This is a genomic window from Pseudoduganella sp. SL102 (genome assembly GCF_027856995.1).
In the GTDB taxonomy this organism is placed as follows: Bacteria; Pseudomonadota; Gammaproteobacteria; order Burkholderiales; family Burkholderiaceae_D; genus Rugamonas; species Rugamonas albidiflava.
Map to the genome: position 1 here is coordinate 6,000,326 of NZ_CP115554.1, position 13,065 is coordinate 6,013,390.

The following is a 13,065-nucleotide window of genomic DNA, read 5'->3' on the forward strand; positions in this document are numbered from 1 at the left end:
CGTGGATTCTCACCAATTGTCACGCTATGATTCGCCCCCGCGCCTTGCAACCATGCCAGATTATTAATATCAGAAAAGCTGGTTGATAATTGCTCGGCGGAATTGCAAACACTGTCACCTGAGCAATAAAGCAACAGCTCGGCAGTGAATTCAACTATTATTACTTGGTTAACATTCTCCGCGAGTGCCGCCCTTGCCAAAGCTTTCGTTCCGACTGCTGTCGCTGATCGCCTTCCTGCTGATTGCGGCGCTGCTGAGCGCCACGTCGGTGCTCGCGCTGCTGACCCTGAACCAGCTTGCCGAGCATAGCCGCGAAACAGGCAACGACGCCATCGCCCTGACGGCCAATGCGCAGCGCGTGGCCGAACGCAGCGTGGCGATGGAGCGCAGCGCGCGCCAGTACCTGGTGCTGGACGATGTGGCCTTCCTCGACCGGTTCCGCGAAGCCTGGCGCGATGCGCTGGCGGCGCTCGACGCGATCGCCGCGGAGCTGCCCGGTGAAGCGCCGTCCGCGTTCGCCGACTGGCGCCGCAATGGCGAAGCGGCACGCGCCGCGCTGGGCATGCCGACCACCCACCGCGGCGCGGCGCAGTTGCGGCTCGATGCCGCGCTGGCGCAACTGCCGGCGATCAACAGCGAACTGGCGCACCTGGCCCAGGCCGAGGTGGACCGCCGCAATGCCGCGATCACCGAAGAACTGGAGACACGCCGCAACGTGCTGCGCGGCCAGCTGGCACTGTCGATCGCGCTGGCCGCCGTGCTGTCGATCGCGTTCGGACTGTGGCTGGCGCGCCCGCTGCGGCAGATCGAAAGCGCGATCGGGCAACTGGGCGGCAACCGCTATGACACGCCGATCGACGTGGCCGGCCCGGACGACCTGCGCCGCATGGGCCGCCACCTCGACTGGCTGCGCCAGCGGCTGGCCGACCTGGAAGCGGACAAGGCACGCTTCCTGCGCCATATCTCGCACGAACTGAAGACGCCGCTGGCGGCGATGGTCGAGGGCGTGGCCCTGCTGGAAGATGAAGTGGCCGGTCCGCTGGCGCCGAAACAGCGTGAAATCACCCACATCCTGCGGCAGAATACGGCATCGCTGCAAAACCAGATCGAGGACTTGCTGCGTTACAATGCCGCCAGTTTCGACGCCCAGCACCTGCTGCGCGAGCCGGTCGACATGGCCGCGCTGGTGCGCCGGGTGGTCGACAGCCAGCGCCTGCAATGGCAGGCGCGCAGCCTGGTCGTGATGGTCGAGGGCGGCGCACCGGAGATCGCGGCGGATGCCGCCAAGCTGGTGATCGTGGCCAGCAACCTGCTGTCGAACGCCGTGCGGTTTTCGCCCGAAGGCGGCACGGTGCGCTTCATCGTGGCCCGGGAAAACGGCATGCTGCGGCTGGATTGCATCGACCAGGGCCCCGGCGTGGCGCCGGCCGACCGGCAGCGCGTGTTCGAACCGTTCTACCAGGGCGAACGCCAGCCGCCGGGCGCACGGCGCGGCAATGGCATCGGCCTGTCGATCGTGCGCGAATACGTGATCGCGCATGGCGGCACCCTGCAACTCCTGCCCTCCTCGCCCGGGGCCCACTTCCGTCTCGAACTGCCTTATGAAAACTGATCCAAGTCCATTTCGCGCGGCGGCGCCGTTGCCGCCATCGCGGCTGCTGCCGCTGCTGTCCCTGTTGTCCCTGCTACTGCTGCTGTCGGCCTGCGGCACGCAGCACGGCGTGCTGACGCAGACGCACTACGGTGCTCCGCTGGCCGTGGCGCCGCTGCCGATCAAGGTGGAACCGGTGGCGCTGCCCGACGAGGTGATGCCGCTGCTGGTGTACCACCAGTCGCTGCGCAAGATGACCCAGGGCGAGTTGCTGAAGGAGCTGTCCGGGCTGCTGCAGCAGCAGCGCACGCCGAAGGTGACGCTGCAGACCGGCATGATCCTGATGCTGACGCGGGGCGGCGGCGACCTGGCGCGCGCCCAGGGATTGTTCGATGGCGTGGCGGCGTCGAACGAGTCGGGCACGCAGGGGGTGCGCGCGTTCGCGCAACTGCTGTCGAGCCACTGCGCGGAAGCGCGCCGGCTGTACGACCAGGCCGACCGGCTGTCCACCCAGCTGAAGGAAACCACGCGCAAGACCGAGCAGCTGAGCGATACGGTCGAGGCGCTGAAGGCGATCGAACGGGGCTTGCCGGTACGCCCGGCCAACGGCGCGAACGGCGCCTCGACACCGGGAGCACGCTGATGGCCGCCACGGGAGCCCACCTGCTGCTCGTCGACGACGACGACGACCTGCTGCGCCTGCTGTCGATGCGCCTGATGGCGAACGGCTACCGCGTGACCGCCGTCGGCAGCGCCGAAGCGGCGCTGGCCCGGCTGTCGATCGAACTGCCGTCGCTGGTGATCAGCGACATCCGGCTGCCGGACCGCGACGGGATGGCGCTGTTCCAGCAGATCCGCAACCAGCACCCGGCCCTGCCGGTGATCCTGCTGACCGCGCACGGCACGATTCCCGACGCGGTGGAAGCCACCACGCTGGGCGCCTACGCCTACCTGACGAAACCATTCGACGCCAAGATCCTGCTGGACCGGATCAGCCAGGCGCTGGCGCTGACCGCCCCAGCCACGGCCGGGCCGGATGGCGACGACAGCTGGCGTGCCGAGATCATCAGCCGCAGCCAGGCGATGGCCGAATTGCTGGCCGAGGCGCGGCTGGTGGCCGCCTCCGACGCCAGTGTGCTGATCCGCGGCGAGAGCGGCACCGGCAAGGAATTGCTGGCGCGGGCGATCCACCGGGCCAGCCGGCGCGCGAACGCACCATTCATCGCCGTCAATTGCGGCGCGATTCCCGAGCAGTTGCTGGAGTCGGAACTGTTCGGCCACGTGAAGGGCGCGTACACGGGCGCCGTCAGCAGCCGCGAAGGCCTGGTGCAGGCCGCCGACGGCGGCACGCTGTTCCTCGACGAGATCGGCGACATGCCATTGCTGCTGAAGGTGAAGCTGCTGCGCGTGCTGCAGGAACGCGTGGTGCGCCAGCTGGGCTCCGACGTGGGCCGGCCGGTCGACGTGCGCGTGCTGTCGGCCACCCACCGCGACCTGGACGCGGCGATGGTCGAGGGCCAGTTCCGCGAAGACCTGTACTACCGGCTGAACGTGATCACGCTGACCCTGCCGGCACTGGCCCAGCGGCGCGAGGATATCGGCCTGCTCGCCACCCGCTTCCTGCAGATGCTGGCGTCGAAGTACGGCAAGACCGTCAACGGCTTCGCGCCGGATGCGCTGGAGGCGCTGACGCGGGCCGCCTGGCCGGGCAATGTGCGGCAACTGTATAACGTGGTCGAACACGTGTGCGCCCTCGCGACCGCGCCGCTGGTACCGTTGACGCTGGTGCACCGGGCGCTGCGCGTGCCGACGCTGGAAGTGCTCAGCTATACGGAAGCCAAGCAGCGCTTCGAACGCAACTACCTGGTGCAGTTGCTGAAGCTCACGGATGGCAATGTCTCCGATGCCGCACGGCTGGCCGAACGCAACCGGACCGAGTTCTACCGCCTGCTGTCGAAGTACGACCTGAACGCGGCCCAGTTCCGCGAAGGCGGCACTGTCGCTGAAGAGCGACAGGACTAATCCCATAAGAATCAAATAGTTGGCTTAGCTGTACCGGGGCCCTGTCGCCGTTTCACGACAAAACGGCCCCGAATTGTCTCGAATTGTAATTCTTGTCGGCAAGATAACCTTGCCGGAATCTCCAAGCCCTTGATTATGCTCGATTTTTTCGAGCTGGCACGGCGCTTGCAAGTAGTAGCGCAACGTCACACGGCGTTCCTTAAACTACGATGGAGATTCATACCATGACGAACACCAAACTGATCGCCTCCCTGCTGGCTGCCGCTTCCCTGTCTTTCGGTTCCGCCGCCTTTGCCGCCGAGCCGCAACAGGATGCCGCCATGGCAGGAGCCGCCGCTGCTGCCGGCGACTCTGCGCTGACCTCGAAAGTCAAGGCTGCGCTGGCTGACCAGAAACAGATCGGTGTTTCCGCCAACCAGGGCGTAGTGACGCTGACCGGCTCCGTGCCGAGCACCGACGAAGGCACCAAGGCCATCCAGGCTGCTTCGGCCGTCGAAGGCGTCAAGGAAGTGAAGAGCGAACTGACCGTCGCATCCAAGTAATCACCAGGAGAGCATCACCGATTTTTCGGCCCCGGAGCAGGGGCTTGTATGGAGTAGTAGTACCGGTAGTAAGTAGCATCTGAGAGTAGCAGAAGTACCTCCCCTTCCAGCGGGCGCACGCAAGTGTCGCCCGCTTTTTTTTTGCTCCCAAGAACCGTTGTAAAACATCTGGGGACAGTCCCCCTGAGAGGGACAGTCCCCAGATGTTTTACAACAGACGTAAAAAAACGGCCCGCAGGCCGTTTTTTTGTGGCAGAGAAGCCGGATCAGGCCAGGTTCTCGAGGCGGATCTTGGTCACGCTGCCCAGCACGGTCGGCAAGCCTTCCATGCGGGCGATGGCGGCCAGGACTTTCTTTTCCTGCGTCTGGTGCGTCAGCATGATGATGTCGGCCTGGACTTCGCCTTCGCCCGGCTCCTTCTGCATCATCGCGTCGATCGAGATGCCGCTGTCGGCCAGGATGCGGGTCAGGTCGGCCAGCACGCCCGGCTGGTCGGCCACGCGCATGCGCAGGTAGTAGCTGGTGGTGATCTCGGCCATCGGCAGGATGGCGATATCGGCCAGTTCGTCCGGCTGGAAGGCCAGGTGCGGCACGCGGTGTTCCGGGTCGGCGGTGGCGAGGCGGGTGATGTCGACCAGGTCGGCGATCACGGCCGACGCGGTCGGCTCGGCGCCGGCGCCCTTGCCGTAGTACAGCGTGGCGCCGATCGCGTCGCCCTGCACCAGCACGGCGTTCATCGCGCCTTCCACATTGGCGATCAGGCGCTTGGCCGGGATCAGCGTGGGGTGCACGCGCAGTTCGATGCCGTCCGCCCCGTCGACGCGGGTGCGCTTGGCGATGCCCAGCAGCTTGATGCGGTAGCCCAGTTCCTCGGCGTAGCGGATGTCGATGGCTTCCAGCTTGGTGATGCCTTCCACGTGCGCCTTGGCGAACTGCACCGGGATGCCGAACGCGATCGCCGACAGGATGGTCGCCTTGTGCGCCGCGTCCACGCCTTCGATGTCGAAGGTGGGATCCGCTTCGGCGTAGCCCAGCGCCTGCGCTTCCTTCAGCACCGTGTCGAAGTCCAGGCCCTTGTCGCGCATCTCGGACAGGATGAAGTTGGTGGTGCCGTTGATGATGCCGGCCAGCCATTGCACGCGGTTGGCCGTCAAGCCTTCGCGCAGCGCCTTGATGATGGGGATGCCGCCGGCGACGGCCGCTTCGAACGCCACCATCACGCCCTTTTCCTGGGCCGCCTTGAAGATCTCGTTGCCGTGCACGGCCAGCAGCGCCTTGTTGGCGGTGACCACGTGCTTGCCGTTGGCGATGGCGCGCATGACCAGTTCGCGGGCGGTGTCGTAGCCTCCGATCAGTTCGACGACGATGTCGATCGACGGGTCATCGACGATCTCGAAGGGATCGGCCACCACCCGCACTTCGCCGTTGGTGCGTGCCTTCGCGCGCTCCAGGTTACGGGCCGACACGGCCACCACTTCGATGCCGCGGCCTGCGCGGCGGCGGATCTCTTCCTGGTTGCGCTTCAGGACGTCGAAGGTACCGCCTCCGACATTGCCCACGCCCAGCAAACCTACTTTGATCGAGTTCATGTTTCCAGTTTCATTGCTGGCGCGCGGTTCGCCGCGCGCCGGGTTGATCGGTCAGCCGATGTCGTCAGTCGTCTCGCTCAGCCATGCCCGTGCTTGCGGCGGTAGCCTTCGAGGAAGCGCGCAATACGCCCGAACGCTTCCGTCATGTCGTCAGTATTCGGCAGGAACACGACACGGAAGTGGTCCGGCGCGATCCAGTTGAAGCCGGTGCCCTGCACGATCAGCACCTTGGTCTCGGCCAGCAGGTCGTAGGCGAATTGCTGGTCGTCCGCGATCGGGTAGATCTTCGGATCGAGGCGCGGGAACATGTACAGCGCCGCCTTGGGTTTCACCACGCTGACGCCGGGGATATCGGTCAGCAGCTGGTAGGCCAGGTCGCGCTGCTTGAGCAGGCGCCCGCCGGGGCCGACCAGGTCCTGGATGCTCTGGTAGCCGCCGAGCGCAGTCTGGATCGCAAACTGGCCCGGTGCGTTCGCGCACAGGCGCATCGAGGCCAGCATGTTCAGCCCCTCGATGTAGTCCCTGGCATGCCGCTTTTCGCCCGAGACGACCATCCAGCCGGCCCGGTAGCCGCAGGCGCGGTAGTTTTTCGACAAGCCGTTGAAGGTCACGCACAGCACGTCTTCGCACAGCGAGGCGATCGACGTGTGGCGGGCGCCGTCGTACAGGACCTTGTCGTAGATTTCATCGGCGTAGATGATCAGCTGGTGCTGGCGCGCCAGCTCGATGATCTGCAGCAGTACCTCGTCCGGGTACAGCGCGCCGGTGGGATTGTTCGGGTTGATGACGACGATCGCGCGCGTGTTCGGCGTGATCTTCTTGCGGATATCGTCGATGTCGGGGAACCAGTCCTGCTGCTCGTCGCAGATATAGTGCACCGGGCGGCCGCCGGACAGGCTCACGGCGGCGGTCCACAGCGGGTAATCGGGCGCCGGCACCAGCACTTCGTCGCCGTTGTTGAGCAGCGCGTTCATCGACATCACGATCAGCTCGGAAGCACCATTGCCCAGGTAGACGTCGTCGATCGTCACGCCGGCGATGTTCTTGCCCTGCGTGTAGTGGACCACCGCCTTGCGCGGCGCGAACATGCCTTTCGAGTCCGTGTAGCCGGCCGCGTTCGGCAACTGGATCTTCATGTCCTGCACGATCTCGTCGGGCGGATCGAAGCCGAACACGGCCAGGTTGCCAATGTTGAGCTTGGTGATCTTGTGGCCTTCTTCCTCCATCTGCCGGGCCTTCTCAGGCACGGGACCACGGATTTCATAGCAGACTTCTGCCAGCTTGTTCGATTTCTGAATCGGTCGCAAAATCATCCCCGGAAACGCGAGTGTTGCACGCAGCGAGAAATACCAATGCTGCATTGCGAAAATGACCCATTCTGCCGAATAAAGTTCGATTAGGCAACCGCGCCGGGCCGATGGCGATGGCAAAACGTTACAATAGCGTCTCTTTCGCGAATCCAGATGAACATGAAGCGGCGAGTCCCATGAAGCTCCATTCCAGCAACACCCAGCAATACCAGACCGTCACCGGTTATTTCGCCGGCGGCGTGGAAATCAATGCCCAGCCGTTCGACCACAGCCTGCTCGTGCTGCCTGAAAAGGCGCCCCAGCCATGGCCGGTGGCGCGCTTCGAGGACCTGACCGTGGCGCATTTCGAGCAATTGCTGGCCGAAGGGCCGGACGTGGTGATCCTCGGCACCGGCGAACGGCAGCGTTTCGTGCACCCGCGCCTGTCGGCGCCGCTGACCTCGAAGCAGATCGGCGTCGAGTGCATGGACACCAACGCGGCCTGCCGCACCTACAACATCCTGATGGGCGAAGGGCGCAAGGCGCTGCTGGCCCTCATCATCGAGAAAGACGCGCCCCGGTAAGGACCCGGCCCGGCATCGGGCCATCCCTTGATTTACCGTATGGCGCCGCCATATCAAAGCTGCATCGCCCGACGCTCGCGTCGCCGGTGCACACCAATGCTTCCAGGAGAACCAGCGTGGCCGATAGCCCCGAACAAACCGATGCTCCCGTGGTGACCGTACTGCCCGCCGCACTGCCTGGCGCACTGCCCGGCGCACTGTCCAACGCACTGCCCGACGCATCATTGCCCAACTTCAGCGCCGCGATGACGAGCGGCCAGACGTTCACGCTGTCCGGGCGTCCCGCTCGCGCCACCGTGCTGTTCTTCTACCCGAAGGACAATACGCCCGGCTGCACCACGGAGAACATGGCGTTCCGCGACCTGCATGAACAGTTCACGGCGGCCGGGGTGGAAATCTATGGCATCAGCCGCGATTCGCTGCGCTCGCACGAAAGCTTCAAGGCCAAGCTGGGACTGCCGTTCGAACTGATTTCCGATCCCGAGGAAGCGGTCTGCCAGGCCTTCGGCGTGATGAAGCAGAAGAAGATGTATGGCAAGGAAGTCCGGGGGGTCGAGCGCAGTACGTTTGTCATTGACGCCCAAGGCAGGTTGGTGAAAGAATGGCGTGGCGTGAAGGTACCCGGTCACGTCGATGAAGTGCTGGAATTTGTAGCGCGCCGGGGCTAAGTATCGGACTCGGTTACAAGCCCGGCATCAAGCCCGGCACCAAGCTCGGTAGCAAACCCGGGATCGAAGCAGGTCCCGAACCAGGTTTCGGACCAGGTTTCGGACCAGGTCCTGAACCAGGCATCGAGTGCGGCGCGCACATTCCGGTTAACCCTAACCGTAGTACGTGCAGCCAGATTTTGAGTCGACAGCGTTCTCCTCTCCTTGTTGTAGCCACTCCGGTGGTTCCGCTATCCGGGCACCCTGCTGCCCTCTTGGCATCCCCTGTATTCCCCATCGACCTGTCTGCGTGGCCCATCCGGCCGCGCGGGACATTTTTTAAGACGAGATCCTGATGCCACTGCCAAAATTGCCCACCAAGCCGGCCACCCTGCTGCTGGCAAAAGATTACCCGAAGGCGAGCGGCGCCAACCCGGTACCGTTCCCCGAACATGACGAAGTGCCGAAGAAGAAATCCGCGCGCGGCAAGTCCGCTTCCGAGCGCAGCGAGCAATCGATTCCTGTGCTCGATGTCGTGACGCCGACCGTGCTGGCCGAGCCGCTGCCGCCGGTGGCGAAGAAGACCGCCCGCAAGGGTGCCGCGAAGACCGCGGCCGAAACACCCGCCGTGGCGGCACCCACCCCGGCCAAGGTGAACTACCCGGCGCCGGTCGCCGCCGCCCCTGCCCCCGCTGCTGCGCCGGTAGCCGCCGAAGCCGCGCCGGCAACGGCCAAGGCACCGCGCGCGAAAGTCACGCCGATCAAGGCCGAGGCACCGCATCCGGCCAAGCACAAGCCGGTCGAGGTGACGATCAAGTCGTCGACCAGCCGCCATGCCGACCAGATCGGCGGCACCAAGCTGTTCGTGCTCGACACCAACGTGCTGATGCATGACCCGACATCGCTGTTCCGCTTCGAGGAACACGATGTGTACCTGCCGATGATGACGCTGGAAGAACTGGACAACCACAAGAAGGGCATGTCCGAGGTCGCCCGCAATGCGCGCCAGGTCTCGCGCACGCTCGATGCGCTCGTCGCCAACACGGATGACGATGCGATCGAACAGGGCATCCCCCTGTCCAAGCTGGGCAACAAGGATGCCAAGGGCCGCCTGTTCTTCCAGACCCGCCTGCAGATCGCCGACCTGCCGGAAGGCCTGCCGCAAGGGAAGGCGGACAACCAGATCCTGGCCGTCGTCCGCTCGCTGGAAGCGGACCAGGAAGGCCGCGCCGTGGTGCTGGTGTCGAAGGACATCAACATGCGCATCAAGGCGCGCGCGCTGGGCCTGCCGGCCGAGGATTACTTCAACGACCACGTGCTGGAAGATACCGACCTGCTGTACTCCGGCATCGTGCAGCTGCCGGACGACTTCTGGAACAAGCACGGCAAGGACATGGAGTCGTGGCAGGAAAACAAGAATGGCTACAGCACCACGTTCTACCGCGTGACCGGGCCGTTCGTGCCATCGCTGCTGGTGAACCAGTTCGTGTACCTGGAACCGAACAACGGCGAAGCATCGTTCTACGGCCAGGTCAAGCAGCTGAACGGCAAGACGGCCGTGATCCGCGTGCTGCGCGACTACTCGCACAACAAGAACAATGTGTGGGGCGTCACCGCGCGCAACCGCGAGCAGAACTTCGCGCTGAACCTGCTGATGGATCCGGAATGCGACTTCGTCACGCTGCTGGGCCAGGCCGGTACCGGTAAAACCCTGCTGGCGCTGGCTTCCGGCCTGGCCCAGGTGCTGGAGACCAAGCTGTACAACGAGATCATCGTCACCCGTGTCACCGTGCCGGTGGGCGAGGACATCGGCTTCCTGCCGGGTACCGAGGAAGAAAAGATGGGCCCGTGGATGGGCGCGTTCGACGACAACCTCGAGGTGCTGAACAAGTCCGACAACGACGCCGGCGAATGGGGCCGCGCGGCCACCCAGGACCTGATCCGTTCGCGCATCAAGATCAAGTCGCTGAACTTCATGCGCGGCCGCACGTTCGTCAACAAGTTCCTGATCATCGACGAGGCGCAGAACCTGACGCCGAAGCAGATCAAGACGCTGGTGACGCGCGCCGGGCCGGGCACGAAGATCCTCTGCCTCGGCAACATCGCGCAGATCGATACGCCGTACCTGACGGAAGGCTCGAGCGGCCTGACCTACGTAGTCGACCGCTTCAAGGGCTGGGCCCACAGTGGCCACGTCACGCTGGCGCGCGGCGAACGCTCGCGCCTGGCCGACCACGCGAGCGACGTGCTGTAAGCACTCCCGCTCCATCCAGCCCCGCCCGCGCAAGCCGGCGGGGCTTTTTACTGCCCGCAATGTTTCTTGAAACCAGGGTCAGACCCAAATGCCGTTAAGTCAAGCGTTACCCGATACGTTGGAAACGCATGCATGCACCCCAACAGCGAAGGGCTGGGGTCAGGAAGGAATGCTGGCGTGCATGCCAGCACCGTTCCGCAGGCGTGAAGCATGCTTCACGAAACCCCTGCTTCACCCCGCCGGGGCGTAGCCGGGGTTTCAAGGAGCATCGCTCCTTGCCGGCGTAGCGGTACTGGCCTATCAGCCAGTACTCCACCCTGACCCCCGAATTTGCACTTGGAGTGGGCTTATCTAAGCGGCACTAGGATCAGCCCCCGGTTTTCTGCAACTATTTCGTCGACTTCAGGTAGGCACGCAGCCCATGGGTGAAGACCAGCGGGAATACGCTGGCGTGGTCTTCGTCGGCGAACACTTTCACGGTGGTGGACAGGCCGCGGTAGCGGTGCGCGGCGAGCGATGCCTGGAACTCGCGCAGGTCGGCGACCATGTCGGCCTGCTCCTTGCTGCGCGAGCGCGACTTGCCGGGCGCCAGCGTTTCCCGGGCGCCGATGCCGAAGAAGACCGAGGCCGGCATCTCCTTGTGCGCGGCGGCGTAGGCCTGCTCGCGGTCGAACATCACGCCGCGGTCGAACCACAGCGACGGGCTGCCGAGGATGTAGTGCTCGAAGGTGCGCGGGTTGGTCAGCAGCACCTGCAATCCCAGCAGGCCGCCGTACGAATGGCCGACGAAGATCTTGCGGCCCATGTCGGCCCGGTAGCCCGCCGCGATCAGCGGGAAGACGTCGCTGGCGATGAAGCGGGCGTAGGCGGCGGCCTCGCCGAAGGCGGGGGCACGGCCCGGCATGTCGGAGTGGTAGCGGGTGGCGCTGGGGCGCGGCACGCTCGGCGTGTAATCGCGGCCGCGGCTGTACGAGCCCGAGTCGCCCTGCGCATACGACAGCCCGACCACGATCGCCTCTTCCATGCCGGCATGCCTGTGCAGCCGCGAGGCGATATTGCGCGCGACCGGGAAGGCGTAGCTGGCATCGACGACGAAGACGACCGGATAGCGCCGGGTCGAGGTGCGATACGAGTCCGGCAGCGCCACGAACACCTGGTAGTCGCGCTTGAGCGCGGTGGCGTGCACGTCGCGCACCTCGGTGTTATCGAGCGTGTAGGGGATGGACGGGGCGGATGGCGTGGCCGGCGCGGCGGCACAGCTCCAGCACAGGGTGAGCAAAGCAAGCAGCGTTTTCAATGCAACGTCTCCTTCATGATCGGGTCGCCGATTGTGCCGCGCCCTGCCCGCGCCGCCGAGCCGCGTGGGACGGATTGCGGCATGCGCGGGACGGCCGGCCCCGGCGCGCCGCGAGGCCGCTGGTATACTTTTCGCCGATGACTACGCACAGCGCTTCCTTCTTCCACCTTCCCAGGCCCGCCGCGCGGACCGTGATCCTCAGCGCGCTGGTCTGGACAGCCATCAGCGCCCTGGGCGCGCTGCAGACCTACAGCGACAACCTGCGCACCGGCGTGGCCAGCCGCTACCCGGTGCTGCTGGCCACCTGGTTCATCGAATACGCGGTTCCGCTGATGGTGCTGTCCGCGGTGCTGGTCACCGCGCTGGGGCGCTGGCCCGTGCTGGTGGCCCGGCCGCGCAGCGTGGTGCTGCTGTTCATCGGCCTGGTGCTGCTGTTCCAGCCGGCGCAATGGCTGTACATCGCCTGGCTGCGCGACTACCTCGACATCGCCAGCTTCGGCGACGTGCGCCGCATGCTGATGAAGATGCTGCTGGTCGGCTGGTTCACCACCACCGCCACCTTCGCCGCCATCCTGGCGATCCACTACTGGCGCCAGGCCAAGGACCGCGAGCTGGCCTGGCAGCGCGCCCAGAACGACATGCTGAACCTGCGCCTGCAGCTGGAGGAACAGCGCATGCTGGCGCTGCGCGCGCAGCTGGAACCGCACTTCCTGTTCAACGCCCTCAATGCCATCAGCGCCCTGGTCCGCGCCGGCGACAAGCCCGTGGCGCTGGCCGGCATCGGCCGCCTCAGCACCCTGCTGCGCTATGCGCTGGCGGCCAGCACGGACAACACGGCGACCCTGGCGGCCGAACTCCAGTTCGTGCGCGACTACCTCGACCTGCAGCGCCTGCGCTACGGCGACCGGCTGCGCGTGGCCATCGAGGGAGCCGGCGACGCGCTGCTGGACGAAGTCGACTGCCCGCCCCTGTCGTTGCAGCCGCTGGTGGAAAACGCGCTGCGCCACGACATCGATTGCCACGATGGCCCGGGCGACATCACGCTGTCCTTCGCCCGCGACGGCGACGCCATGGTCGTCACCGTCACCAACCGCGTGCTCGCACAAGCCTCGCCGAACCCCGGCGCCGGCCTGGGACTGGCCAACACGCGCGACCGGCTGCAGCGCATCACGCCCGGTGCCGCGCTGCATGCCGGCGTGCGCGGCAAACGCTTCGTGGCCGAGCTGCGGCTGCCGCTGGCGAAGGAATGA

At 65.4% G+C, this 13,065-nt stretch carries 11 protein-coding genes; 8 read left to right on the forward strand and 3 right to left on the reverse strand.

Annotation, left to right across the window (positions count from 1 at the left end; translation table 11 throughout):
- Window positions 1-193: 193 nt before the first annotated feature.
- The 4 genes from OU994_RS25385 to OU994_RS25400 all read left to right on the forward strand — a co-directional run bounded on the left by OU994_RS25385 (window position 194) and on the right by OU994_RS25400 (window position 4,155).
- Window positions 194-1,612 (forward strand): ATP-binding protein, encoded by a 1,419-nt coding sequence (locus tag OU994_RS25385; protein ID WP_281608191.1) that lies wholly within the window; start codon window positions 194-196, stop codon window positions 1,610-1,612.
- Window positions 1,602-2,234, forward strand: coding sequence for a hypothetical protein (locus tag OU994_RS25390; RefSeq protein WP_281608192.1), 633 nt, complete (start codon window positions 1,602-1,604; stop codon window positions 2,232-2,234). Before OU994_RS25385 ends, OU994_RS25390 begins: the two co-directional genes overlap by 11 nt.
- Window positions 2,234-3,613, forward strand: a complete 1,380-nt coding sequence (locus OU994_RS25395) for a sigma 54-interacting transcriptional regulator (RefSeq protein ID WP_281608193.1) — start codon at window positions 2,234-2,236, stop codon at window positions 3,611-3,613. Before OU994_RS25390 ends, OU994_RS25395 begins: the two co-directional genes overlap by 1 nt.
- A gap of 224 nt (window positions 3,614-3,837) precedes the next feature.
- Window positions 3,838-4,155, forward strand: coding sequence for a BON domain-containing protein (locus OU994_RS25400; protein WP_131144517.1), 318 nt, complete (start codon window positions 3,838-3,840; stop codon window positions 4,153-4,155).
- 266 nt (window positions 4,156-4,421) lie between these two features.
- Here the strand turns inward: OU994_RS25400 and OU994_RS25405 are convergent, their stop codons facing one another.
- Both OU994_RS25405 and OU994_RS25410 read right to left on the reverse strand, forming a co-directional pair.
- Entirely contained in the window at window positions 4,422-5,744 is a 1,323-nt protein-coding gene (locus tag OU994_RS25405) for a homoserine dehydrogenase (protein WP_281608194.1), read from the reverse strand.
- A 77-nt stretch (window positions 5,745-5,821) separates the two neighbouring features.
- Window positions 5,822-7,051, reverse strand: coding sequence for a pyridoxal phosphate-dependent aminotransferase (locus OU994_RS25410; protein WP_131144515.1), 1,230 nt, complete (start codon window positions 7,049-7,051; stop codon window positions 5,822-5,824).
- Between the two features lie 179 nt (window positions 7,052-7,230).
- On the opposite strand from OU994_RS25410, the gene OU994_RS25415 reads away from it, so the two are divergent.
- The 3 genes from OU994_RS25415 (at window position 7,231) to OU994_RS25425 (ending at window position 10,518) form a co-directional block, all read left to right on the forward strand.
- Window positions 7,231-7,617, forward strand: coding sequence for an Mth938-like domain-containing protein (locus OU994_RS25415; RefSeq protein ID WP_281608195.1), 387 nt, complete (start codon window positions 7,231-7,233; stop codon window positions 7,615-7,617).
- A 224-nt stretch (window positions 7,618-7,841) separates the two neighbouring features.
- Window positions 7,842-8,285 (forward strand): peroxiredoxin, encoded by a 444-nt coding sequence (locus OU994_RS25420; RefSeq protein ID WP_131148909.1) that lies wholly within the window; start codon window positions 7,842-7,844, stop codon window positions 8,283-8,285.
- A gap of 334 nt (window positions 8,286-8,619) precedes the next feature.
- Window positions 8,620-10,518 (forward strand): PhoH family protein, encoded by a 1,899-nt coding sequence (locus tag OU994_RS25425; protein WP_281608196.1) that lies wholly within the window; start codon window positions 8,620-8,622, stop codon window positions 10,516-10,518.
- Window positions 10,519-10,906: 388 nt separating this feature from the next.
- Here OU994_RS25425 and OU994_RS25430 read toward each other — a convergent pair whose 3' ends face one another.
- Entirely contained in the window at window positions 10,907-11,815 is a 909-nt protein-coding gene (locus OU994_RS25430; protein WP_281608197.1) for an alpha/beta hydrolase, read from the reverse strand.
- A 137-nt stretch (window positions 11,816-11,952) separates the two neighbouring features.
- On the opposite strand from OU994_RS25430, the gene OU994_RS25435 reads away from it, so the two are divergent.
- A complete protein-coding gene (locus tag OU994_RS25435; protein WP_281608198.1) occupies window positions 11,953-13,065 on the forward strand; it encodes a sensor histidine kinase in 1,113 nt (370 codons plus the stop codon).